The following is a 20770-nucleotide window of genomic DNA, read 5'->3' on the forward strand; positions in this document are numbered from 1 at the left end:
ATGGTCCGGCACGATTCATTTTCCCGAGGGCTTTCATGTTCCGCTGTCTTTCCCTGTTTCTCCTCGCCGCCGGCCCGGTTGTCGCCGACTGTTCCACGCCTGACGCCACCTTTGTCCAGTGCCGCATAGAGGCATCCACAAAGATCCTTGAGGTGTGCGCGGAACAGGATGCCGCCGTCTACCGCTTTGGTCTGCCGGGGCGCCCCGAAATGGAGCTTTTCGAACCCTACGCAATGCTCGACTACCAACCTTGGCCGGGTGTCGGACGGGACATCTGGGAAGAGGCGAGTTTTTACAACGAGGAATACCGCTATACCGCCTTCGCCGGGGCCGAACGGCAGGTCGGTACCGCCGAAACGACACAGCTCTTCGGCGGCGTGATCGTCTCGAAAGATGGAGAAGAGCTCGCCCGGCTGGACTGCGATCCGGACACGGTGACATTCGGCTTTGGTACGGGTTTGTCGGAGGGCAAGTCGCGGGCCGGCTATAGCTGGATACCGGGCGAGGGCTGGGTGCGCTGACCCAGAAGGCCCCGCCGATTGCAGCCGGTGAGGGGATGCGCGTCATCCAGCGGTCGCGCGTCTCCCTGCAACAGTCGCGTCCCTGACGGGCAAACGCCCGACATCCTCAGCGCAGGGCGTCGAAACCGAATCCCGCCGGGATGCCGTCGCGGCCTTCCAGCACCAGATCGGCCATGACCTCGCCCACCTTGGGGGCCATGCCGAAGCCGATCTTGAACCCGCCATTGGCCACGAAATGCCCGGCACGCCCTGGCCAGGCCCCCAGCAGCGGCGCCCGAGAGCGGGCGCGCGGACGCACGCCGGCCCAACGCTCCAGCACGGTCGCGCCATGCAAGGCAGGCACCGCCGCATAGGCGCGGTCGATCAGCCCCTGGCACTGATCATCCACCGACATGGGATCGTCGAACTCACGCTCCGAGGTCGAGCCGACAGCCACGGTCCCATCCGCATGGGGGACGATATGCAGCCCATCCACGAACAGCTGCGGATCGTCCTGCGCCGCGTAGCGCAGGAGGACGGCCTGCCCTTTCACCCCGTCGCCGACCTTGCGCCCAAGAGCATCGGTCAGATCGCGAAGGCCCGTCCAGCCCGTCGCCCAGACCACAGCGCCGACGTCCGGCGCCTCGGTCACGATCTCTACGCCGGACACCTCCAGCGCCGCCACCAGTGCGGTGCAGGCCCGGCGCGGGTACATGCGGGCGGTCAGCGTGTCACGGATCAGCATGCCAGATGGGGTAAGCGGTGACAGGCCGGACAATCCTTCGGCGGGGATCACCTCCCAGATCGCCCTGCCCTGCCAGAGCGCCTCGGCCCCTCGGGCACGGGTTCGCGCAAGGGCAATGGCGGCTTCGTCCGGCAGCGGTTGCAACCGCCCCGTACGGGCATAGCCCGGACTGACGCCGCCGGTTGCCTCGACCCGCGCCCAGTACCCCTCCGCCATCAGCAGGCTGTCGAGTTGAAAGGCCTTCTTCTCGTTCCAGTTCTCGGGCACATGGGGTGCCAGCGCGCCGACGATCCCGCCCGACGACCCGGCGCCGGGACCATTGGGATCGACCACACGCACCTTTGCACCGCGCAGGGCACTCGCCCAGGCCACCGACAGGCCGAAAATTCCCGCCCCGCGCACCGTCACCTCGACGCTTGCCATTGCCTGCCCTCCTCGTCAGAACTCGGCCCGTTGATAAGGAAGAATGCCATGCCCGACCAGAGCAGCGATCTGGACTGGCGGGACGAGATCCCGGTCTCGACCCGTTTTGACGACCCCTATTACAGTCTCGAAAACGGGCTGGCCGAAACCGCGCATGTCTTTCTGTCGGGCAACGGCCTGCCGGACCGGTTCCGGGACGGGTTCCGTATCGCCGAGCTGGGGTTCGGCACCGGGTTGAACCTGCTCGCCGCGCTGCAGCTCTGGCGGATCTCGGGTCAGACCGGCATCCTACACTTCACCACTTACGAGGCCTTCCCCCTGCCGCCCGCAGACATGACCCGCGCGCAGGCAAGGTTTCCCGAGATCGCGGATCTCGCCAGCGAACTCGCCCCGCACTGGGGCAACAGGCGTATCGACCTGCCCGACCTGCGGTTCGAGATGGTGGAAGGCGACGCGCGCGAAACCCTGCCGCTTTGGGAAGGGATGGCTGATGCCTGGTTCCTCGACGGGTTTTCTCCGGCCAAGAACCCCGAACTCTGGGACGCGGCGCTGATGGAAGAGGTCGCCCGCCACATGGCCCCCGGCGCCACCGCGGCGACCTACACAGCGGCAGGCCATGTGCGTCGCGCCCTGGCGGCGGCGGGGCTTGAGGTCACACGCATGCCGGGATATGGCCGAAAACGTCACATGACGACAGCTCTAAAACCGCCGATCCCCGGCTGACCCTGCGCGACGGGGCCATGCCACGCGACGGCGAGACCCCGGACATATCGCAATGGCTCAGCAGAACACGCGCCTCGGCATCTGGCTCATGGTGGCCACCACATTCGTCTTTGCCCTGCAGGATGGCATTTCACGCCACCTGGCGGCGGAATACAACGTCATGATGGTGGTGATGATCCGCTACTGGTTCTTCGCCGCCTTCGTGCTGACGATCGCGGGGCGCAAGGCAGGCGGCTTGCGCGCCGCGGCGCAAAGCGCCTTTCCCTGGCTGCAGGTCTTTCGCGGCGCGCTGCTGGTGGTCGAGATCAACGTGATGGTTCTGGCTTTCGTCTTTCTGGGCCTCGTCGAAAGCCACGCGGTCTTTGCGGCCTATCCCCTGCTGGTGGCCGCCTTGTCTGGCCCAGTGCTGGGCGAACACGTCGGCTGGCGCCGGTGGACGGCCATCGCCGTGGGCTTTGTCGGGGTCATCATCATCCTGCAACCCTCGGGCGGGGTCTTCTCACCCTACGCCGCAATCCCGCTTCTGGCGGCACTGATGTTCGCGCTATACGCTCTGCTGACGCGCTATGTTGCCCGTGGCGACAGCTCCGCCACCTCGTTCTTTTACACCGGGGTGTCCGGCGTCGGTGTGGCCACGGCGATCGGGGCCTGGTTCTGGGTGCCGATGACCGGCCCCGACTGGGCCTGGATGGGCCTCCTCTGCTTGACCGGAGCGGCCGGTCACTACCTGATGATCCGCGTCTACGAGGTGGCCGAGGCCAGCGCGGTACAACCCTTTGCCTACCTGCAACTGGTCTTTGCCAGCACCCTTGGGCTGGTCGTCTTTGACGAGACGCTGCGCTGGAACGTGGTCTTCGGGGCCGCGATGATCGTGGCGGCCGGGCTGTTCACCCTCTGGCGCGCGCGTCAGAAAGAGGGCTGACGACCCGCAGACAGCCGCGGTGTTTCTTTGGGCCCCAAATACCTCCGGGGGTGAATGGACGGCAGGTCCAGAGGGGACAGCGCCCCCTGCCCCGGCTGACACATGTCAATCCAGCACAGCCTTGAGCGTGCCGCCCACCAGTTCCTGGCTGAAAGGCACCGGGTGCGGCGGTTTGCCCAGCCGCGCGCGGTAGACCGGCAGGCTCTCGGTAACGCGCATGACATAGTTGCGGGTCTCGTCGAAAGGGATCAGCTCGATCCAGTCGATGATGTCGATGTCGCCTTTGCGGGGATCGCCAAAGCGTTCCATCCAGCCGATCGGCCGCCCCGGGCCCGCGTTGTAACCCGCCGCCATCATAACCGCGTTGCCGTCGAACCGCTCCGACAGCCCGGCAAGGTAGCGCGAGCCCAGTTTGGCGTTGTAGCCCGGATCGGTCAGCAGGCGGTCAAGATCATACTCCAGCCCCAGCTGGCCAGAGACCAGCTTGGCCGTGCCGGGCATAAGCTGCATGTAACCACGTGCGCCGGCCCCGGAAATCACCCCCGGATCGAACTCGGACTCGCGCCGCGCAATCGAAAGGACCAGTTCCTTGGGCACGGGATATTCGCCTTCGGTCACCTGCGGATCCAGCGCGTAGTAGGGACCGGGCAACTGGATGCCGAACTGTGCCGCGCGCTTGCCCAGCATGACCTGGATATGCGGACGGTTCATCTCCATCAGCATCATGCCCATGCGTCCCATGTCCTCGCGGTCCAGCGACTCGGCCAGGTGGGTCAGGAAACGCTCGCCCAGGTTGGTCTCTCCCGCGGCCAGCAAAAGCACAGCCGCCTCGAAGACGCTGGACTTGGTGAAGTCGGCTTGGCGCCAGTCCGGAAACGCCTCGTTGCCAGCCAGGGTCGGGTCCGGCGGCAGTCCGGCGCGTTCCGCGGCCAACAGGCCATAGAACGAGGTCTGGTACTCGGCCCCGATCGCATAGGCCGCTTTCGCTTTCTCAACCTCGCCCGCCGCATCGTAGGCACGGCCCAGCCAGTATCCGCCGCGCCCCACCGAGATCGGGGTCCAGACCGCATCGCTGAAGTTCTCGAAATGCATCACGGCCAGGTCGGCCCGGTCGAGGAAGCGCAAGGCGATGAACCCGGCGATCCATTCCAGCTCGGCAAATTCGCTGCCGTCGACCAGCCAGTGCCGGGCGGCGATCTCATAGGCCTCGGCATAGGCGCCTGAACGCATCCGCTCGCGGGCCAGGTCGATCCGTTCGGGCGCCCAGGCCCAGGGTTCGCCCAGCCCCGCCGGGCTGGCCGATTGCGCACGCAACAGCGCGATGGCGTCCTCGGTGCGCCGCTTGCGCACGCGCCACAGAAACCGCTCGTAGGCCAGTCCGGGGTGATCGGCCAGTTGGTCCGGCACCTTGGCAATCAGGGTATCCACGCCCGGTGCAGATGACCGCAGTGCCAGACGCGCCTGCGCCAGCGCTTGCCAGCCCTCATCGACCAGCCCCATCATCTGGCCGGCGTCCCGGCTCCACCCCTGCCACAGCGCCATGTCCAGCCGGGCCTCGTGATGGTCGCGCAGGATTTCTCCCCAAGTGGTCAGGAAGGCGCGGCGTTCATCCGAAGTCATCGACAGGGTGCGCCACGCCAGGACGATATCGGCCTGTGCCGCACCTTCGTTGCCTTCGGCCATATGCGCCCGGGCAAGGGACAGCGCGCCACTGCCGGTCTGCGGCAGCGCATCGGCAAAGAAAGCCCGGATCCCATCCAGCGAGGCCTCGGACATGGCGGGTTCGGATTTCTCGCGCAGGTAGGGAAGCCCCGGCCAGTCCGGGTGACGCGACAGGAAATCCTGCACCTCGCGCGCATCGCCCCGACCCGCCCGCAGCGCGTGCCAGAGGATCACGTCCACCGCGGCCTGCCCGTCGCCCCGCGCGGCGATTCGGGCCGCCGCCCAGTTGCCTTCGCGCATGGACTGCATGGCCTTGGCCAACGAGGCTCCTCGCTCCTGCGCAAATGCCGGCAGGGCGGTGACGAACAGCAACAACAAGGCAAGGAGACGTGACATCGACTTGCTTTTTCCGCAATGAAAAGGAATAGACGCTTCTTGCAAAGGATAGGTCCGGGAACGGCTCGTGCAACTCACATAGTCGCGGGGTCGGCAGGTTTCCACCTCAAGCCACACCGGGCCGGAAAAATGAAAGGAGCGTGTCATGTTTAAAGGTTCAATGCCTGCCCTGGTCACGCCGTTCAAGGACGGCGCCGTGGATTTCGACATGCTCAAGAAGCTGGTCGAATGGCACATCGAGGAAGGGTCGCACGGGCTGGTTCCCGTGGGCACGACCGGCGAAAGCCCGACGCTGACGCACCGCGAACACGAAGAGGTGATCGCCTGCGTTGTCGAGGCCGTCGCAGGCCGCATCCCGGTGATCGCCGGGGCCGGGTCGAACAACACCGACGAGGCGATCCGCTTTACCGAATATGCCGCCAAGGTCGGCGCCGACGGCGCGCTGGTCGTGACGCCCTACTACAACAAGCCGACCCAGGCCGGCCTGATCGCGCATTTCAAGGCGGTACACGACTGCGCAGACATCCCGATCATCATCTACAACATCCCCGGCCGGTCGGTCGTTGACATGTCGCCGGACACGATGGGCGAACTGGCCAAGCTGCCGCGCATTGTCGGCGTCAAGGATGCCACCGGCGACCTGGCCCGCGTCTGCCAGCAGCGCATCACCTGCGGTCCGGACTTCCTGCAGATCTCGGGCGAGGATGCAACTGCGCACGGGTTCAACGCCCAGGGCGGGATCGGCTGCATTTCCGTAACCGCGAATGCGGCGCCGCGCCTCTGCGCCGAATTGCAAGAGGCCTGCCTAGCCGGTGACTACGGCAAAGCGCTGGCGATCCAGGACCGGCTGATGCCGCTGCACCAGGCAATCTTTACAGAGCCGGGCCTCTGCGGCGCGAAATACGCCATGTCGCGGCTGGGGCTCTGTTCCGACGAGGTCCGCCTGCCGCTGGTGCCGTTGACCGAAGGGACACGCGCCAAGGTGGACAGCGCCCTGCGCCACGCGGGCCTGATGAACTGAAGTGACTTCGGTCTTTCGGGAACAGAATAGGAAAGGGCTGGAAACCTCGCGGTTTCCAGCCCTTTTTCCTTTTTGTCGGCGGCGGTGTTACTGCCCCACCGTCGCCTCCAGCCCCTCGGGCTGGCCGACCACGACAAAGCGCAGCTCGTCCGGTTTCATCAACTCACCCGCCACGCGCTTGACGTCTTCCAGCGTGACCGCCTCGATCTTGGCGTTGCGCGTCTTGATGTAGTCGGGCGACAGGTCGTCCATCTGCATGCCCACCAGGATCCGGGCAATCGGCGCGTTGCCATCGAAGCGCAGCGGGTAAGCGCCGGTCAGGTAGGTCTTGGCGCGCTCCAGTTCCTCGGGCGTCGCGCCCTCGGTGGCCATCTTGGTCCATTCGTCGCGGATCACCTGCACCGTCTCGGCGATCCGGTCATTGGCGGAGGCCACGCGGCCCAGCATCAGTTCCGCATGCTCTCGCGGCGCAAGGTAGGAATAGACGCCGTAGGTCAGGCCCCGCTTCTCGCGCACCTCGTTCATCAGCCGCGCCTCGAATCCGCCGCCGCCAAAGATCGTGTTCAGCACATAGGCGGCAAAGAAATCGGGATCGTCCCGTTTCATCCCCTTTTGGCCAAAGATCGCCACCGACTGCGGGGTGTCAAAGGGCACCACGGTCACGCCGGCCTCGGTCTGCACCTCCACGTCGGCGGGCTGCGGCGCGCCGACCTCCGGCAGGTCCGAGAACAGCTTGTCCAGCAGCACGCCCAGTTCCTCGGCGCTGATGTCACCGGCGGCGCCCACAAAGACGCGATCCTGCGCCAAGGCAGCGCGATGCGCATCGACGATATCCGCACGGGTCAGCGCGGTGACGCTTTCAATGGTGCCGCTCTGGTTGGTTCCATAGGGGTGGTCGCCAAAGACCAGCCCGTAAAAGGCATCGCCCACGATCTCGTCCGGATCGGTGGCATCGGACCGGATGCCGGACAGCACCTGCGCGCGGACACGATCAATGGCCACCTCGTCGAAACGGGGCGAGACCAGAGATGACCGAAGCAGATCCACTGCCTCGTCCCGCGTTTCGGTCAGGAACTTCGCGGAAACGCTGACCGTGTCGTCGCCGACATCGTAGCGGAACTGCGCCGCGATGCCGTCGCGCGCCTCGGCAAAGCCGCGCGCGTCCAGGTCGTCGGCGCCCTCTTCCAGCAGGCCGACCATCAGGTTGGTCGCCCCGCGTTTGCCCGGCGCATCCAGCGAGGCCCCGCCCAGGAACCTGATTTCCAGCGCGACGAATGGGATAGACGGCTCTTCGACCAGCCAGGCCTTGAAGCCGCCGGGACTGGTGACTTCCTGAATATCGATCTCGGCATGGGCGGCAAAACCGGCGCAGATCAGGCCGAAGGCAAGGACAAAGCGGCGGATCATTGGGTCACCTCCTGCTGCGGGGTCTGTGCGTCCGGCGCCATCAGGTAGCCGGTCACGGATTGGCGGCGATCGAACACCTTTTGCGCGGTGGCCACGATATCCTCGCCCGTCACCGACTGCAGGACTTCTGGCCACTCCTGCACATCCTCGACCGTCAGTCCGGTGGTCAGCGCGTTGCCATAGCGGCGCGCCATGCTGGCGGGATTGTCCAGCGCATAGATGCGGGACGCCTTGATCTGGAACTTGATCCGGTCCAGCTGGTCCGGGTCGATCCCCTCTGCAATCACCTCGGATAAAACGTCGTCCAGAGCGGCTTCAGCCTCTTGCAGGCTGACGCCGGCCGCCGGCACGACGACCAGGGTAAAGCTGGAGGCATCCAGCGTGGTGTCGTCATAGTAGGCGTCGGTGTAAACCGCCACCTGGCTTTCGAACTGCAGTTTCTGTGTCAGGACAGAGGTCTGCCCGCCGGCCAGAACCTCGGACAGGATGGCCAGCGCCGCCGCTTCCTGCTGGGCACCGCTGGTTCGGGCGGGCGCCAGGTAGCTGCGGGTGATGTAGGGCTGCGACACGCGGGGATCGGTGTAGGTCATGCGCCGTTCGGACAGGTGCCGCGGTTCGGTCGGGCGGGCACGCTCGACCAGGTCGGGATTGGCGGGCAGCGGGCCGTAATGCTCCTCTGCCAGGGTGCGCACCTCTTCCGGCGTCACGTCACCGGCCACCACCAGGATGGCATTGTTGGGCGCGTAGAACTGGCGGTAATAGTCCAGCGCATCATCCAGATCGAGCTGCTCCATCTCGTGCCGCCAGCCGATCACCGGCGTGCCGTAGGGGTGGTTGAGGTAGAGCGCCGCGTCCTTCTGTTCGCGGAAAAGCGCGCCGGGGCTGTTCTCCACGCGCGAGTTCCGCTCTTCGATGATCACCTCGCGCTCGGTCAGGATATCGGCTTCCGTCAGGCGCAAGTTGACCATCCGGTCGGCTTCCATCTTCATCATCAGGCCCAGACGATCGGCGGCGACGCGCTGGTGATAGGCCGTGGTGTCGTAGCTGGTAAAGGCATTGTCGGTGCCACCATTGAGCGCCACCGTTGCGCTGAACTCGCCGGGGTCCAGCGTATCGGTTCCCTTGAACAGAAGGTGCTCGAGGAAATGCGCCACCCCCGAGGACCCGGGACGTTCATCTGCAGAGCCTGCGCGATACCAGACCATGTGCACCACGACCGGCGCGCGGTGATCCTCGATCACGACAACGTCCATGCCGTTGTCCAGCGCGAAGGTCGATACCTTGCCGGTCTCCTGGGCGGAGACGGCGACAGGCGCGGTCATGGATAGGGCGAAAGCGAATAACAGGGTCAGTCGGCGCATGCGGCATCCTCTGGTTTTCCGGATGTCGCATTAGGTACGCGCGGCAGCGGCAACTTCAAGCCGGAGTTACGGTCTCGTGACCGGCGCGCGCGGCGCGGGCCGTCATTCAGGCGGTGCCGCCGGCGTCGTTGCCCCGGCGCGCCGGTAGACCCGCAACCAGCGATAGGGGTCAAGCGTTTCGCGCCTGTAGGCGCGGTAGTAGTCGTCCCGCGGCACGATCGACCAGTTGAAGATCGACTTGGACCGGCGGAAGTCCGCATCCTTCTCGGCCAGTTCCTGGCGCACGCCCGGATCGCGGCCGTAACGGCTGGCGCGCTGGATCAGCGCGCTGTCACCCGCCGGGACGCCCAGACCGCTGGCCACGAGACGCGAAGGGTTGCCCCCCAGCGCGGTCACCGCGTCGGCCTTGGGCGTCTGATCGGTCCGGTTGGGACCGCCGGGCGTCGGCGGCGGCAATTGCGCATAGCTTTCGGGCTGAACCAGCGGCTTGTTCGGGACAATGGCGAATTCTTCGGGCTGCGCACTGTTGGTGCGCAGATCGTGCAAGGGTTTGTCACGGTCGATCGCCGAACAGGAGGCGATACCCGCCAGGCCAATGATTGCAACAAGATGCGCGCGCCGCATCGCCTACCTCCGGTCTCCGAGTTTCGCCAGCCTTACCCCATCTCGGGACCGGCGTCACGGGGCCTTTTTGCCCGACGGAAAAACGATCAGCCCGAAAGCGCCGACAAAGATCGCGATGTCCGCGACGTTGAAGGCATAGGGATTGTCGATGCCGCAGCAGGACATGTTCAGAAAATCCGCCACCGCCCCGTAGATCAGCCTGTCGACCACGTTGCCCAGCGCCCCACCGATCAGGAAACCGGCCGAGATCAGCCCCATCACGCCCGGCGGATCGCGGCGCATCCAGACAACGACAAACAGGACGATTCCCAGCGCGACGGAAATCAGGATCCAACGGGTCGCCGCCGCATCGCCTGAAAAGAGACCAAAATTGACACCGTAGTTCCAGGCCATGCGGAAATTGAGGAAAGGCGGCAGCACCTCGATGGCCAGCTTGTTGCCAAGCCCCATGACATGAACGACGAGGTATTTCGTCACCTGGTCCAGCAGGAAGATGACCAGGGTCACCCAGAACACCAGCCTCAACCCGCCAAATCGTTTCGCCGTCTGTGCCAGAACCGCCTCCCGCAATTTTCGGTCGCAGACCTAGTGAGCCGCAACGGGGCGCGCAAGCGGCTTTGCCGTCTCGCGCCCCGCGCCGTGTTTCTTCCTGGCCCAAATCCGCTTGGGCCGAGCGAAGGAATACAAGGGCAGATCCCCGACCGCCCTCAGTGGCGGAAGTGACGCATTCCGGTAAAGACCATCGCCAGACCGGCCTCGTCGGCGGCGGCGATCACCTCATCGTCGCGCATAGAGCCGCCCGGCTGGATCACGCAGCTGGCCCCGGCGGCAGCCGCCTCCATCAGACCGTCGGGGAAGGGAAAGAAGGCGTCCGAGGCCACGGCAGAGCCCTTGGTCAGCGGTTCGGGCAGGCCCAGCGCCTCGGCCATGCGCTCGGATTTCTTGGCCGCGATCAGCGCTGAATCGACCCGGCTCATCTGGCCCGCGCCGACGCCGACCGTGGCCAGGTCCCTGACGTAGACGATGGCGTTGGACTTGACGTGCTTTGCCACCTTCCAGGCAAACAGAAGGTCCTGCATCTGCGCCTCGGTCGGGGCGACCTTGGTCACGACCTTCAGGTCGTCCAGCGCACGGGCGCCATTGTCGCGGTCCTGCACCAGCAGGCCCCCCGCGACCTGCCGCCAGGCCAGACCTGCGGATGCCGGGTTGGCAAGGCCGGGGGCCAGAATCAGGCGCAGGTTCTTCTTCTTGGCAAAGATATCCTTTGCCTCCTGGTGGATGGCCGGGGCGATCACGACCTCGGTGAAGATCTCGGAGATTGCCTCGGCGGTCTCGCCGTCCAGCGCGCCGTTCAGCGCCACGATGCCACCAAAGGCCGAGGTCCGGTCGCAGTCGAATGCCTTCTGGTAAGCCTCCAGCATGCTGCCGCCGCGCGCCACGCCCGACGGGTTGGCGTGCTTGATGATCGCGCAGGCGGGGCCGTCGCCGGGCAGGAATTCCGACACCAGTTCAAAGGCCGCGTCGGTGTCGTTGATGTTGTTGTAGCTCAGTTCCTTGCCCTGCAGTTGCTCGGCGGTCGCCACGCCGGGCCGGTTCGACCCGTCGGTGTAAAAGGCCGCGTTCTGGTGCGGGTTCTCGCCATAGCGCAGACTTTGCGCCAGCGTTCCGGCAAACACGCGGCGGCGCGGGGTCGCCTCGCCGATGGCGGCGGCCATCCAGGTGCTGACTGCGGCGTCATAGGCACCGGTGCGGGCGTAGGCGATCTGCGCCTGCCGCTTGCGGAACTCGATCGAGGTCTGTCCGTCGTTGGCCTCCAACTCGGCCAGCAGGGCGTCATAGTCCTCGACATCAACGATGGTGGTGACGAAGGCATGGTTCTTGGCCGCGGCGCGGATCATCGCCGGGCCGCCGATGTCGATGTTCTCGATGCAGGTGTCATAGGCGGCACCCTTGGCCACCGTTTCCTCGAAGGGGTAGAGGTTCACCACCAGCAGGTCGATGGGCACGATACCGTGTTCCGCCATCGCCGCCGTGTGCATGCCGTTGTCGCGCAGCGCCAGCAACCCGCCGTGCACCTTGGGGTGCAATGTCTTGACCCGCCCGTCCATCATTTCCGGGAAACCGGTCAGGTCGGCGACGTCACGCACCTCGAGTCCCGCGTCGCGCAGCGCCTTGGCGGACCCGCCGGTCGAGAGCAGCTCTACCCCCCTGGCGGCCAGCGCACGGCCCAGATCGGTCAGGCCGGTCTTGTCGGATACGGAAAGAAGCGCGCGGCGCACGGGCTGAAGGTCGGACATGGAGGATCCCCTCGGAAGGTCGTTCAATTGCGGCAAATGACCGTTTCAGGCGGTCTCGTCCATCTCGTCGCGGACAAGGTCACGAACGGCAAGGGCCGTCTCCTGCGCCTTGGCCAGCGACCAGCGGACGCGCGTCGCATACTGCATTGCGCGCCCGGATAAAACGATCTGCTTCGTCGCACGCGGCTGCAATCGTCCCTTTTCCAGGTAAACCGAGGGTTCCAGCGCCATTTCCAACGACCCGTCAAAGCGGAACACCCAGATTTCGCCGGACCGCAGCGCCATAGAGACGGCGGTGCCACCCATGTCCAGAGCCACGTCCACCTCCGGATGCAGGTGAAAGCGGATCTCGAAAGGCAGACCCGCCAGCTTCATCGAATCCATCGCCCGGTCAAACCGTTTCTTCGATGGCGCGTCCAGGGCGACGAGGTAATCCTCTCCCTGCAGGCTGCGCCCGTCCAGCGACAGCTCCAGGCTGCGGGCATGGGTCAGCCCCTGCACCGTGACGTAACCATCGTGCCCGCCCTCGAACCGCAGGCTGTCCGGCAGATGGCTCATCTGTACCGGGACGTGACGCGGCGCGTCCTCCAGCAATTCCCGCCGGGCCTCGCCGATCCAGCGCGGCGCGCCCAGTCGGGCCGAGGAATACCCCTGCAGGCAAAGCGTGGAATGCGAGGGCGTGGCGCGGCCCGCCCGGCGCCATTCCTCTCCGAACCCGCCGCCCGAACCGCAGTTGACGATGACGGGCCGCCGCCCCGAGGTCAGTTCGAACGCCAGGGTCGAGGCATGGGCGCGAGCGGAGGCGGCACCGGCAGGTGGCGGCGCCGCGTCGACGATGATCGAGGTGCGCATGGCCGAGAGCCGGGCGAACCCCATCGCCAACCCGTCTGCCTGTCGTTTCTTGTTGCCAGAGGCGGCCAGCGCGCGGTCTAACCGCCCTTCCAGCCCCCGCCCCCCACCATGGAACCGCGCCAGCCCACCGTCGGCATGGCGCAGGGTCCGCAGCGTCGGCGCAATCCGCCCGATCGCCTCTACATGGCGCGGATCGAGATCCAGTTCAGCCTCCTGCAAGGCCTGTTGCGCCCAGGTCAGCAGGGTAAAGACCTCCAGCAATTCCTCGGGGTTGCGGGTGGGAATACCGCCCTGCGCATCGACCTGTTTCGCGCAATCGCTGCCCAGCGCCTCCCGCGCGGGTGCCACATGCGCCTCCATTCCCTGCAGGGACAGGCCCGCGTAGAGCAGCCCGGTCATGGCCTCGAAACGTGGCAGACCCGGAGCGGCCACATGGGCACGTTTGGCGAGAAAACGGGTCTGCGCGGCCAGCGCGGTGTAAAAGGCCTCGCTGTCGTCGGCCTTGCGTCCGCGCAACAGGAACAGCGCATGGTGGATCCAGCGGATCACCCGCCGCCCGGTCAGTTCCGGCGTCCAACCGGGCCCCCGGCCCTTGCCATAGCGGCGGATCCAATCCCACAGCCAGTCCTGTGCCAGCGCCCGTGCCTTGGCGTCGCCCACCGCCGCCAAGTCATCGAGCCAGCCGAAGCCGTGGACTTCCTCATCGAAGGCAGGATCGGGCGGATCTATGGCCCAGATCGACCGACCCTCGGCCTGCACCAGGTGTCCCGCGAACATCAGGTTTCCGGCCAGCATCTGCCGCCCCCGGGCAAAGAAACCCACGGTGCGCGGTTCCGGTTGCGAGACGAAGCCTTCGGCCGGTCGGGCGCTGGCCGACATGCGCGCTTGCATGCGGTTCATCATCCGCGCATGCGCGGTTCGCCAGTTTCGCGCCGTGGACATGGGCCGGTTGCTCTGCGATCTGCCTCGGGTCGCCCGTTTCGGGCTTGTTGATCGCAGGATACATCGCTCCCCGGCGGAAGTCACCACAGAGTTAATCGTGCGTGAGGAGCGCCATGAAGAACCCGTCCATGCCCCCCTTGGGCGCCCAATAATCGGGCCGCAGCCGCAATCCCCCTTCTTCGGACCGCCAGCGGTCCTCGATCCAGGGCGCGTCGGGCGGGATCACCTTCAAGTCCGGATGGCGGGCCAACGCCTCGTCCACCTGGCATTCGCCCTCGTCCGGGATCAGCGAACAGGTGGCATAGACCAGTTTCCCACCGGGCCTGAGCAGGCGCAGCGCATGGTCCAGCATGGCTTCCTGCAGGCCAATCAACTCGCTGATGCGCTCGCCTTCATGCGCGTGTGGCAGGTCCGGGTGCCGCCGGATGGTGCCGGTGGCGGAACAGGGCGCGTCCAGCAGGATCGCGTCGTACTGCCCCTCGTGCTCCAGCACATCCCCGGCAACCAGCGTCGCCGTCAACCCGGTACGGTCGAGGTTCTCCTGCACGCGCTTCAACCGCGCCTCTGACAGGTCCAGCGCCGTGACCGCGGCCCCTGCCGCGGCCAGTTGCAACGTCTTGCCACCGGGGGCTGCGCACATGTCCAGCACTTGTTGCCCCGCCACGTTCCCCAGCAACTTCGCCGGCAGCGCGGCGGCCGCATCCTGCACCCACCAGTCGCCTTCGGCAAAACCGGGCAAGGCGCTTACCTGCCCCGCATCACGCAAACGCACGGACCCGGTGGGCAACACCTCGCCCCCCAGCGCCGAAAGATCCGCGCCCGATTTCGGTGTCAGGTCCAGCGGGGCGCCCTCGAAATGCACGCGCTCCATGTTGGCCACGGCCTGCGGGCCCCAGGCCTCGACCAGCGGGGCGCGCAGCCATTTCGGCAGGCGCGGGATGCGCAGCTTGCCCCAGGCAGTCGGCCCTTCGTCTGCCAGCTTGCGCAAGACCGCGTTGATCAGCCCGCGCGCGCCTTGCGTGCGCTTGCCTGCGGCGGCGATCTCGACACAATCGCTGACCACCCCATGCGCGGCCCCGCCAAGGCACAGCTCGACCGTGCCCAGTCGCAGGATGTTCATGACCCTTGGCGCCGGTGCCTTGCGCAGGTGCGGCTTGAGCAGCCGGTCGGCCCGCTCCATCCCGCGCAGCGTTTCCGTGGCCAGCCGCTGCGCCGCCGCGCGATCCGACGGCGCCAGCGCGTCCAGCCGTTCACTTTCGGACAGCGGCCGCCCCTGGCCAAGGACCTGGTCCAGCAGGTCGACGGCGGCAAGGCGGGCCGGGCTGGGGGCTTTGGACATGGGCGATCTCCGGAACGGCGGTTGGGGGGCGGGGTTGCCCGACAGACCGGCGGGCGTATATCAAGCGGCATCAGACGAGGAAAGCCCATGTCCGAGAGCGACCACAAGGCCGACAGGCCCGATCTTCCCCCCGCTGCGCAGCGCGCGCTTGCCGAAGCCGCCGAACGCCGCGCCAAGGCCGAGGCCGAAGCAAAGGCGGCGCCGCCCGAACTGGGCGGCCGCGATGGTCCGGAACCCGTGCGCTACGGCGATTGGGAGAAGAAGGGCCTCGCGATCGACTTCTGATCCGGGCGCACCCGAATAGTACGCCAGACCTCCCGCGCCCGCGTGCCGAACGGAGCGCGCGGGTGGGCGTCGCTCCGGGCGATGCGCGGGCGCGGGGCTTAATTCAGCCCCAGCACGTCCAGCATGTCGTATTCGCCCGGCCCCATGCCCTGCCCCCAGAGCGCGGCTTTCAGCGCGCCGCGGGCAAAGAGCGCCCGATCGGAGGCAATGTGTTTCAGCACGATCCGTTCTCCGGCAGCGGCAAAGATGACCTCGTGCTCTCCCACGATGTCGCCGCCCCGTATCGCATGGAACCCGATGTCACCCTTCTTGCGCGCGCCGGTGATCCCGTCGCGGCCACGATCCGACACGTCGGACAACGCGACACCGCGTCCCTCGGCCGCGGCCTCACCCAGCATCAGCGCCGTACCCGAGGGGGCATCCACCTTCTGGTTGTGATGCGATTCGACGATCTCGATGTCCCAGTCCATGTCCAGCGCCGCCGCAACCTGTCGCGTCACCGTCGTCAGCAGGTTCACGCCGAGGCTCATGTTCCCTGCCCGCACGACCACCGCGTGACGGGCCCCCAGGGCGATCTTTTCCAGGTCGCTTTCGGCCAACCCCGTCGTACCGATCACATGCACCAGGCGCGCCTGGGCCGCCAATTCGGCGAAGCCCACCGTTGCCGCCGGCGAGGTGAAATCGATCACCGCATGGGCGCGGGCGAAGGCCTCCAGCGGGTCGTCCGAGACCATGACTCCTATCGCGGCCCCGCCCGAGGCCAGCCCAAGGTCCTGCCCGATCCAGGGATGTCCGGGCCGTTCGAGGGCCCCGCAAAGGTGCAACCGTTCGTGCGCCGCCACCTGCTGTACCAGCATCTGGCCCATCCGGCCCGAAACGCCGGTCACCACAACGCCGTAATCCTCCATCGTTCCCGCTCCTTGACGCAACTGTTCCGCCCCTGTTACCGCTCCTGTCCGGTAAATGCACGCCCCGCTCGGGGCGCTTGGCAAACGAAGACAGCAAGCTTAAGTCTGGACCCATGGCACGAAACAGATTCCACGATGGCCCCGGGCCCAGCCAACGCCAGCTTCGGGTCGCCGAGCTGATCCGCCGCACCCTGTCCGAGGTGCTGCAGCGCGGGGATATCCACGATCCCGATCTCAACCGGCTCTCGATCACCGTGGGCGAGGTCCGGGTTTCGCCCGACCTCAAGGTGGCGACCGCCTATGTCGTGCCCCTCGGCGGCGAGCATCAGGACGACATGTTCGAACTTCTGGAACGCAACAAGGGAGAGCTGCGCCGCGCCGTGTCACGCGGTCTGACCCTGAAATTCGCGCCAGAGCTGCGCTTTCGTCTCGACGAGACTTTCGACCACCTCGACGACACCCGGCGTCTGTTTGCAGATGACGCCGTGCGGCGCGATCTCGACGACTGAACAGATGCGCCGGATTGCCGCCTGCCTCGCCTTGCTGACCGCCACGCTGGCCATTGCCCCGGCGGCGCAGGCGGTGACATGTCGCGACGTCGACCACGAAGGCAATGCATATGTCGTCTGCGAGGTCGATCCCACGCGCGAGAAGCTGCGCCTCTTTCGTTCCGACGAAAGCGGCGATGCGTACGGCCATTTCAGCATGCTCAAGGCCGAACTGGCCAGTGAGGGTGAAGAGCTGGTCTTTGCCATGAACGCCGGGATGTACCATGAGGACCGTTCACCGGTTGGCTTCTACCTAGAGGACGGTCGCGAAGAGATGCGCGTGATCTCGGGCCCGTCACAGGGCAATTTCGGCCTTCTGCCGAATGGCATCTTCTGCATTGGCGACGGCTGGGCGCGGGTCATCGAGACGCGCGATTTCCTGGCCCGCCGCCCGGCTTGCCGCCATGCCACCCAGTCCGGCCCGATGCTGGTGATCGAGGGCGCCCTTCACCCGCGGTTCCTGCCGGACAGTTCGTCGCGCTACATCCGCAATGGCGTCGGCACCTCGGCCGACGGCGACCGGGCCGTTTTTGCGATCTCGCAGAACACGGTCACCTTCCACGAATTCGCCCGCCTGTTCCGGGACGTTCTGATGCTGCCCAACGCGCTGTTCCTGGACGGAAACATATCGCGGCTTTACGCGCCCCAGATCAACCGCGCCGACCTTGGTCGCCGCATGGGGCCGATCGTGGCCGTCACCGAGCCCGCGCGGTAGACCACCTCTGCGGGCTCAGACCCGCAGCTCTTCCCGAAAGAGATCCACCTCTGCCGCGATCCGGTCGGCCGCCCCGTCTTCCATTCCGACCTGTTCGGCCATCCATGCGGAAACCTCCGACAGGTCCTGGCTCACGAAGTACCGTTTCTCGGGGCGGATACCCTCCAGTTCGGCCAGGATGCCGAACATGCGCAGCATCCCGAAAGACCCGGTGTCGCCACAAACGCAGGCTAACAGGTTGCCTGTGTGTGGAATGCCTTCACGCGACCGGCGGCGAAAGTACTCCATGAACTGTTCGGTGGGCAGGCGAGCCAGAGACACGCCCCGCGCATCCGTGAGCATCGGCATATCCACGCTCAGCCCCGGCTCATTCCCCGCCGCGATGCTGCCCAGGCGGACGTTGACATCGATCATGGAAAAGGGCTTTACGGCGCTCAGCAAGGCAATGCGCCCTTCACAAATCGCCTTGGCTCCGAACATCGCCGCCCCCCAGATAGGCCAATAATAACAGGCTTTACCCGAATCCGGAAACACGGAAACAGCCTTGGCCTTGCCTCTCTTCCCGGTCCGGCTTACCTCGAAGGCACATCAATTCAGAGGCTCCCATGACCGACACCTGCCAATCGCTTGCACATGCCCTGCTTGACGCCGCCCGCAAGGCAGGTGCCGATGCCGCGGATGCCCTGGCGGTCAATGGCGCGGCACAGTCGCTGGACGTGCGCGCCGGTGTCCTGGAACAGGCGGAGCGGGCAGAATACCGCGATCTCAGCCTGCGGGTCTTTTTGGGCCAGCGCAGCGCTTCGATCTCCGGGTCGGACATCCGGCCAGAGGCGCTTGCCGAAATGGCTTCCCGCGCCGTGGCAATGGCGCGAGAGGCGCCCGAGGACCCCTACGCCGGGCTGGCCGATCCCGATCAGATCGTCACGGACTGGGACGTGGCGCAGCTGGAACTGGCCGATCCCGCGCCGGAACCGGCCCCCGCAGCCTTGGAGGAAGATGCGCGGCAGGCAGAGGCCGCCGCCCTGGCCCATGATGGCATCACCCGGATCGACAGCGCCGCAGCGCAATATACCGCGCAGACCATCGCCCTTGCAGCGACCAACGGGTTTTCCGGCAGCTACCAGCGGACGTCGCGCGCTCTTTATTGCGTCGCCATCGCGGGCGAGGGCCTGGGCATGGAACGCGACAGCGACGGCGATAGCCGCACCTTTCAGTCCGATCTCCGCAGCGCGCAGGATATCGGGGACAGTGCCGCCGCCCGCGCCCTTGAACGGTTGAACCCGCGCAAGCCCAAGACCGGCGCCTACCCTGTGCTGTTCGACGAACGGGTCGCGGCCTCGCTGATCGGTCACATGGTTGCCGCAGCGAACGGCGCGCAGGTGGCGCGCGGCCAGTCCTGGCTGCGCGAGGCCCTGGGCGAACAGATCCTGCCCGAACACCTCAGCCTGATCGAAGACCCTCACCGTCCCCGTGCCAGCGCCTCGCGTCCGTTCGACGCCGAGGGCCTGCCGACCCGCAAACGCGCGGTGATCGACAAGGGCGTTCTGACCGGCTGGACGCTGGACCTGGCCAATGCGCGCAAGCTGGGTATGCAGAGCACCGCGAATGCCGCGCGCGGCGGGGCCTCTGTTTCCCCCGCATCGTGGAACCTGACCCTGACACAGGGCACGCAGAGCCGCGAGGACCTGATGCGCGAAATGGGCACAGGCCTGCTGGTGACCTCGATGATCGGCTCTACCATCAACCCCAATACGGGCGATTATTCGCGCGGCGCGGCCGGCATATGGATCGAGAACGGCGAACCCGCCTACCCCGTGTCCGGCGTGACCATCGCCGGCAACCTGCGGGACATGCTGCGGACCATCGTGCCGGCCAATGACGCGCGCACATATCTCAGCCGCGTTGTCCCCTCCCTGCTGGTCGAAGGATTGACCCTTGCCGGCGAATGATCTCGATCTTCTGATCGAAGCGGCCCGCCGCTCTGCCGAGGTGGCCACCGCCTTCGTCGGCGGCGACCTTGGTGTGCAGTACAAGGCCGTCGACGACAGCCCCGTCACTCAGGCCGACCTCGCGGTGAACACGCTGCTGACGCAATTCCTGCGCGAGGCACGACCCGACTACGGCTGGCTGAGCGAGGAAACCCCGGACGGCACCGACCGGCTGGGCGCGAAACGCGTCTTCATCATCGACCCGATCGACGGCACCCGCTCTTTCATCGAGGGGGAAGACACCTGGGCGCATGCGCTTGCGGTGGTCGAGGACGGACAGGCCATCGCTTCGGTCGTCTACCTGCCGATGATGGACAAGCTCTATTCCGCCCGCCTTGGCGGCGGCGCGCATCTGAACGGCGATCCGGTCACCGCCAGCACCACCGTCCGTCCGGACGAGGCGCAGGTCTTGGCCACCCGCCCCAGCATGGATTCCGGACACTGGCCCGGCGGCCTGCCAAAGCTCAAGCGCAGCTACCGACCGTCGCTGGCCTATCGGCAAAGCCTCGTGGCTGAGGGCCGTTACGACGCGATGTTCACATTTCGTCCGACATGGGAATGGGACATCGCCCCCGGCGCCCTGATCCTGTCCGAGGCCGGGGCCCGCATCACCGATGGCACGGGCGCGCCGCTGCGGTTCAACGCCAAGGTACCAAAGGCCGAAGGCATCATCGCCGCAAACCCCGAGCTGCATTCGGCACTGATGCAGCGCAGGCGATAGCGCCGTCGCGCGGACAGCCCCGGCTGCAAACCGCCCAAGGCGGGGGCAATGCCCGACCCACCGGCGCCTTGGCCCTTCACCGCGCCTTGACCAACGGTGCGCGTTCGCTAGGGTCGCGCTGACCCCGCAACCCAAAGGGAGCGCGCCTCATGCAACGCCTTCACCTCGTTTTCGGCGGCGAACTCGTCGATCCGTCGAAGACCGTCTTCAAGGACGTGAACGACCTGCACATCGTCGGCATCTTTCCCAATTACGAAGAGGCCTACAACGCCTGGAAAGCCGAGGCGCAGCGCACCGTGGACAATGCCCACATGCGCTATTTCATCGCCCACCTCCATCGACTACGCGAAGAAGCGCAAGAGGCTTCCTCGACCGAGGAACTGGGCTGATC

Annotated in this window: 21 protein-coding genes; 10 read left to right on the top strand and 11 right to left on the bottom strand. The window is 66.4% G+C overall.

Going from position 1 to position 20770, the window contains the following annotated elements:
• Positions 1 to 521, top strand: a 521-nt coding sequence (locus RBB42_RS19250; protein ID WP_305971302.1) for a hypothetical protein, incomplete at its 5' end; no start/stop codon positions are given.
• Between the two features lie 106 nt (positions 522 to 627).
• On the opposite strand, the gene RBB42_RS19255 is transcribed toward RBB42_RS19250, so the two are convergent.
• Positions 628 to 1668 carry an NAD(P)/FAD-dependent oxidoreductase gene (locus tag RBB42_RS19255; RefSeq protein WP_305971301.1) on the bottom strand — a complete coding sequence of 347 codons (1041 nt, stop codon included), beginning with the start codon at positions 1666 to 1668 and terminating at the stop codon, positions 628 to 630.
• A gap of 48 nt (positions 1669 to 1716) precedes the next feature.
• Between RBB42_RS19255 and mnmC2 the strand changes: the two genes are divergently transcribed.
• On the top strand, positions 1717 to 2391 hold the full coding sequence (mnmC2, locus tag RBB42_RS19260) for a tRNA (5-methylaminomethyl-2-thiouridine)(34)-methyltransferase MnmC2 (protein WP_305971300.1): 675 nt from the start codon (positions 1717 to 1719) through the stop codon (positions 2389 to 2391).
• A gap of 52 nt (positions 2392 to 2443) precedes the next feature.
• On the top strand, positions 2444 to 3313 hold the full coding sequence (locus RBB42_RS19265; protein WP_305971299.1) for a DMT family transporter: 870 nt from the start codon (positions 2444 to 2446) through the stop codon (positions 3311 to 3313).
• Positions 3314 to 3418: 105 nt separating this feature from the next.
• On the opposite strand, the gene RBB42_RS19270 is transcribed toward RBB42_RS19265, so the two are convergent.
• On the bottom strand, positions 3419 to 5371 hold the full coding sequence (locus tag RBB42_RS19270; protein ID WP_305971298.1) for a lytic transglycosylase domain-containing protein: 1953 nt from the start codon (positions 5369 to 5371) through the stop codon (positions 3419 to 3421).
• Positions 5372 to 5516: 145 nt separating this feature from the next.
• Between RBB42_RS19270 and dapA the strand changes: the two genes are divergently transcribed.
• Positions 5517 to 6392, top strand: a complete 876-nt coding sequence (gene dapA, locus RBB42_RS19275; RefSeq protein ID WP_305971297.1) for a 4-hydroxy-tetrahydrodipicolinate synthase — start codon at positions 5517 to 5519, stop codon at positions 6390 to 6392.
• A gap of 87 nt (positions 6393 to 6479) precedes the next feature.
• On the opposite strand, the gene RBB42_RS19280 is transcribed toward dapA, so the two are convergent.
• From RBB42_RS19280 to RBB42_RS19310, 7 genes are all read right to left on the bottom strand, one after another.
• Positions 6480 to 7799 carry a M16 family metallopeptidase gene (locus RBB42_RS19280; RefSeq protein WP_305971296.1) on the bottom strand — a complete coding sequence of 440 codons (1320 nt, stop codon included), beginning with the start codon at positions 7797 to 7799 and terminating at the stop codon, positions 6480 to 6482.
• A complete protein-coding gene (locus RBB42_RS19285) occupies positions 7796 to 9160 on the bottom strand; it encodes a M16 family metallopeptidase (RefSeq protein ID WP_305971295.1) in 1365 nt (454 codons plus the stop codon). Before RBB42_RS19285 ends, RBB42_RS19280 begins: the two co-directional genes overlap by 4 nt.
• Positions 9161 to 9262: 102 nt before the next feature.
• Positions 9263 to 9784 (bottom strand): DUF3035 domain-containing protein, encoded by a 522-nt coding sequence (locus RBB42_RS19290; RefSeq protein WP_305971294.1) that lies wholly within the window; start codon positions 9782 to 9784, stop codon positions 9263 to 9265.
• Positions 9785 to 9838: 54 nt separating this feature from the next.
• Complete coding sequence (gene lspA, locus RBB42_RS19295; protein ID WP_305971307.1) at positions 9839 to 10309, bottom strand: signal peptidase II; 471 nt, start codon at positions 10307 to 10309, stop codon at positions 9839 to 9841.
• 182 nt (positions 10310 to 10491) lie between these two features.
• Positions 10492 to 12081 (bottom strand): bifunctional phosphoribosylaminoimidazolecarboxamide formyltransferase/IMP cyclohydrolase, encoded by a 1590-nt coding sequence (purH, locus tag RBB42_RS19300; RefSeq protein WP_305971293.1) that lies wholly within the window; start codon positions 12079 to 12081, stop codon positions 10492 to 10494.
• 45 nt (positions 12082 to 12126) lie between these two features.
• Complete coding sequence (locus RBB42_RS19305) at positions 12127 to 13875, bottom strand: heparinase II/III family protein (protein WP_371931805.1); 1749 nt, start codon at positions 13873 to 13875, stop codon at positions 12127 to 12129.
• Between the two features lie 91 nt (positions 13876 to 13966).
• Positions 13967 to 15214 carry an RsmB/NOP family class I SAM-dependent RNA methyltransferase gene (locus RBB42_RS19310; protein ID WP_305971292.1) on the bottom strand — a complete coding sequence of 416 codons (1248 nt, stop codon included), beginning with the start codon at positions 15212 to 15214 and terminating at the stop codon, positions 13967 to 13969.
• 87 nt (positions 15215 to 15301) lie between these two features.
• On the opposite strand from RBB42_RS19310, the gene RBB42_RS19315 reads away from it, so the two are divergent.
• Positions 15302 to 15499 (top strand): DUF1674 domain-containing protein, encoded by a 198-nt coding sequence (locus RBB42_RS19315; RefSeq protein ID WP_305971291.1) that lies wholly within the window; start codon positions 15302 to 15304, stop codon positions 15497 to 15499.
• A gap of 98 nt (positions 15500 to 15597) precedes the next feature.
• Here the strand turns inward: RBB42_RS19315 and dapB are convergent, their stop codons facing one another.
• Complete coding sequence (dapB, locus tag RBB42_RS19320) at positions 15598 to 16407, bottom strand: 4-hydroxy-tetrahydrodipicolinate reductase (protein ID WP_305971290.1); 810 nt, start codon at positions 16405 to 16407, stop codon at positions 15598 to 15600.
• Positions 16408 to 16520: 113 nt separating this feature from the next.
• Here dapB and rbfA point away from each other — a divergent pair, with 113 nt between their 5' ends.
• The gene (gene rbfA, locus RBB42_RS19325) at positions 16521 to 16916 is read left to right on the top strand and encodes a 30S ribosome-binding factor RbfA (protein ID WP_305971289.1); all 396 of its coding nucleotides are present in this window, start codon (positions 16521 to 16523) and stop codon (positions 16914 to 16916) included.
• A 4-nt stretch (positions 16917 to 16920) separates the two neighbouring features.
• Positions 16921 to 17670 (top strand): phosphodiester glycosidase family protein, encoded by a 750-nt coding sequence (locus RBB42_RS19330; protein ID WP_305971288.1) that lies wholly within the window; start codon positions 16921 to 16923, stop codon positions 17668 to 17670.
• Positions 17671 to 17685: 15 nt separating this feature from the next.
• Here RBB42_RS19330 and RBB42_RS19335 read toward each other — a convergent pair whose 3' ends face one another.
• Positions 17686 to 18084, bottom strand: a complete 399-nt coding sequence (locus RBB42_RS19335) for a hypothetical protein (protein ID WP_305971287.1) — start codon at positions 18082 to 18084, stop codon at positions 17686 to 17688.
• A 191-nt stretch (positions 18085 to 18275) separates the two neighbouring features.
• On the opposite strand from RBB42_RS19335, the gene RBB42_RS19340 reads away from it, so the two are divergent.
• From RBB42_RS19340 to RBB42_RS19350, 3 genes are all read left to right on the top strand, one after another.
• Positions 18276 to 19619, top strand: a complete 1344-nt coding sequence (locus RBB42_RS19340; protein WP_305971286.1) for a TldD/PmbA family protein — start codon at positions 18276 to 18278, stop codon at positions 19617 to 19619.
• The gene (locus RBB42_RS19345; RefSeq protein WP_305971285.1) at positions 19606 to 20379 is read left to right on the top strand and encodes a 3'(2'),5'-bisphosphate nucleotidase CysQ; all 774 of its coding nucleotides are present in this window, start codon (positions 19606 to 19608) and stop codon (positions 20377 to 20379) included. The genes RBB42_RS19340 and RBB42_RS19345 overlap by 14 nt, the downstream gene beginning before the upstream one ends.
• Positions 20380 to 20528: 149 nt before the next feature.
• On the top strand, positions 20529 to 20768 hold the full coding sequence (locus RBB42_RS19350) for a DUF4170 domain-containing protein (RefSeq protein WP_043136110.1): 240 nt from the start codon (positions 20529 to 20531) through the stop codon (positions 20766 to 20768).
• Positions 20769 to 20770 lie beyond the last annotated feature (2 nt).

This window comes from Mameliella sp. MMSF_3455 (assembly GCF_030733205.1).
Classification (GTDB): Bacteria; Pseudomonadota; Alphaproteobacteria; order Rhodobacterales; family Rhodobacteraceae; genus Antarctobacter.

Coding starts and splice junctions, on each gene's coding strand:
- RBB42_RS19255 (WP_305971301.1), bottom strand. CDS start 1,668: ATGGCAAGCGTCGAGGTGACGGTGCGCGGGGCGGGAATTTTCGGCCTG.
- mnmC2 (WP_305971300.1), top strand. CDS start 1,717: ATGCCCGACCAGAGCAGCGATCTGGACTGGCGGGACGAGATCCCGGTC.
- RBB42_RS19265 (WP_305971299.1), top strand. CDS start 2,444: ATGGCTCAGCAGAACACGCGCCTCGGCATCTGGCTCATGGTGGCCACC.
- RBB42_RS19270 (WP_305971298.1), bottom strand. CDS start 5,371: ATGTCACGTCTCCTTGCCTTGTTGTTGCTGTTCGTCACCGCCCTGCCG.
- dapA (WP_305971297.1), top strand. CDS start 5,517: ATGTTTAAAGGTTCAATGCCTGCCCTGGTCACGCCGTTCAAGGACGGC.
- RBB42_RS19280 (WP_305971296.1), bottom strand. CDS start 7,799: ATGATCCGCCGCTTTGTCCTTGCCTTCGGCCTGATCTGCGCCGGTTTT.
- RBB42_RS19285 (WP_305971295.1), bottom strand. CDS start 9,160: ATGCGCCGACTGACCCTGTTATTCGCTTTCGCCCTATCCATGACCGCG.
- RBB42_RS19290 (WP_305971294.1), bottom strand. CDS start 9,784: ATGCGGCGCGCGCATCTTGTTGCAATCATTGGCCTGGCGGGTATCGCC.
- purH (WP_305971293.1), bottom strand. CDS start 12,081: ATGTCCGACCTTCAGCCCGTGCGCCGCGCGCTTCTTTCCGTATCCGAC.
- RBB42_RS19305 (WP_371931805.1), bottom strand. CDS start 13,875: ATGTCCACGGCGCGAAACTGGCGAACCGCGCATGCGCGGATGATGAAC.
- RBB42_RS19310 (WP_305971292.1), bottom strand. CDS start 15,214: ATGTCCAAAGCCCCCAGCCCGGCCCGCCTTGCCGCCGTCGACCTGCTG.
- RBB42_RS19315 (WP_305971291.1), top strand. CDS start 15,302: ATGTCCGAGAGCGACCACAAGGCCGACAGGCCCGATCTTCCCCCCGCT.
- dapB (WP_305971290.1), bottom strand. CDS start 16,407: ATGGAGGATTACGGCGTTGTGGTGACCGGCGTTTCGGGCCGGATGGGC.
- rbfA (WP_305971289.1), top strand. CDS start 16,521: ATGGCACGAAACAGATTCCACGATGGCCCCGGGCCCAGCCAACGCCAG.
- RBB42_RS19330 (WP_305971288.1), top strand. CDS start 16,921: ATGCGCCGGATTGCCGCCTGCCTCGCCTTGCTGACCGCCACGCTGGCC.
- RBB42_RS19335 (WP_305971287.1), bottom strand. CDS start 18,084: ATGATCGATGTCAACGTCCGCCTGGGCAGCATCGCGGCGGGGAATGAG.
- RBB42_RS19340 (WP_305971286.1), top strand. CDS start 18,276: ATGACCGACACCTGCCAATCGCTTGCACATGCCCTGCTTGACGCCGCC.
- RBB42_RS19350 (WP_043136110.1), top strand. CDS start 20,529: ATGCAACGCCTTCACCTCGTTTTCGGCGGCGAACTCGTCGATCCGTCG.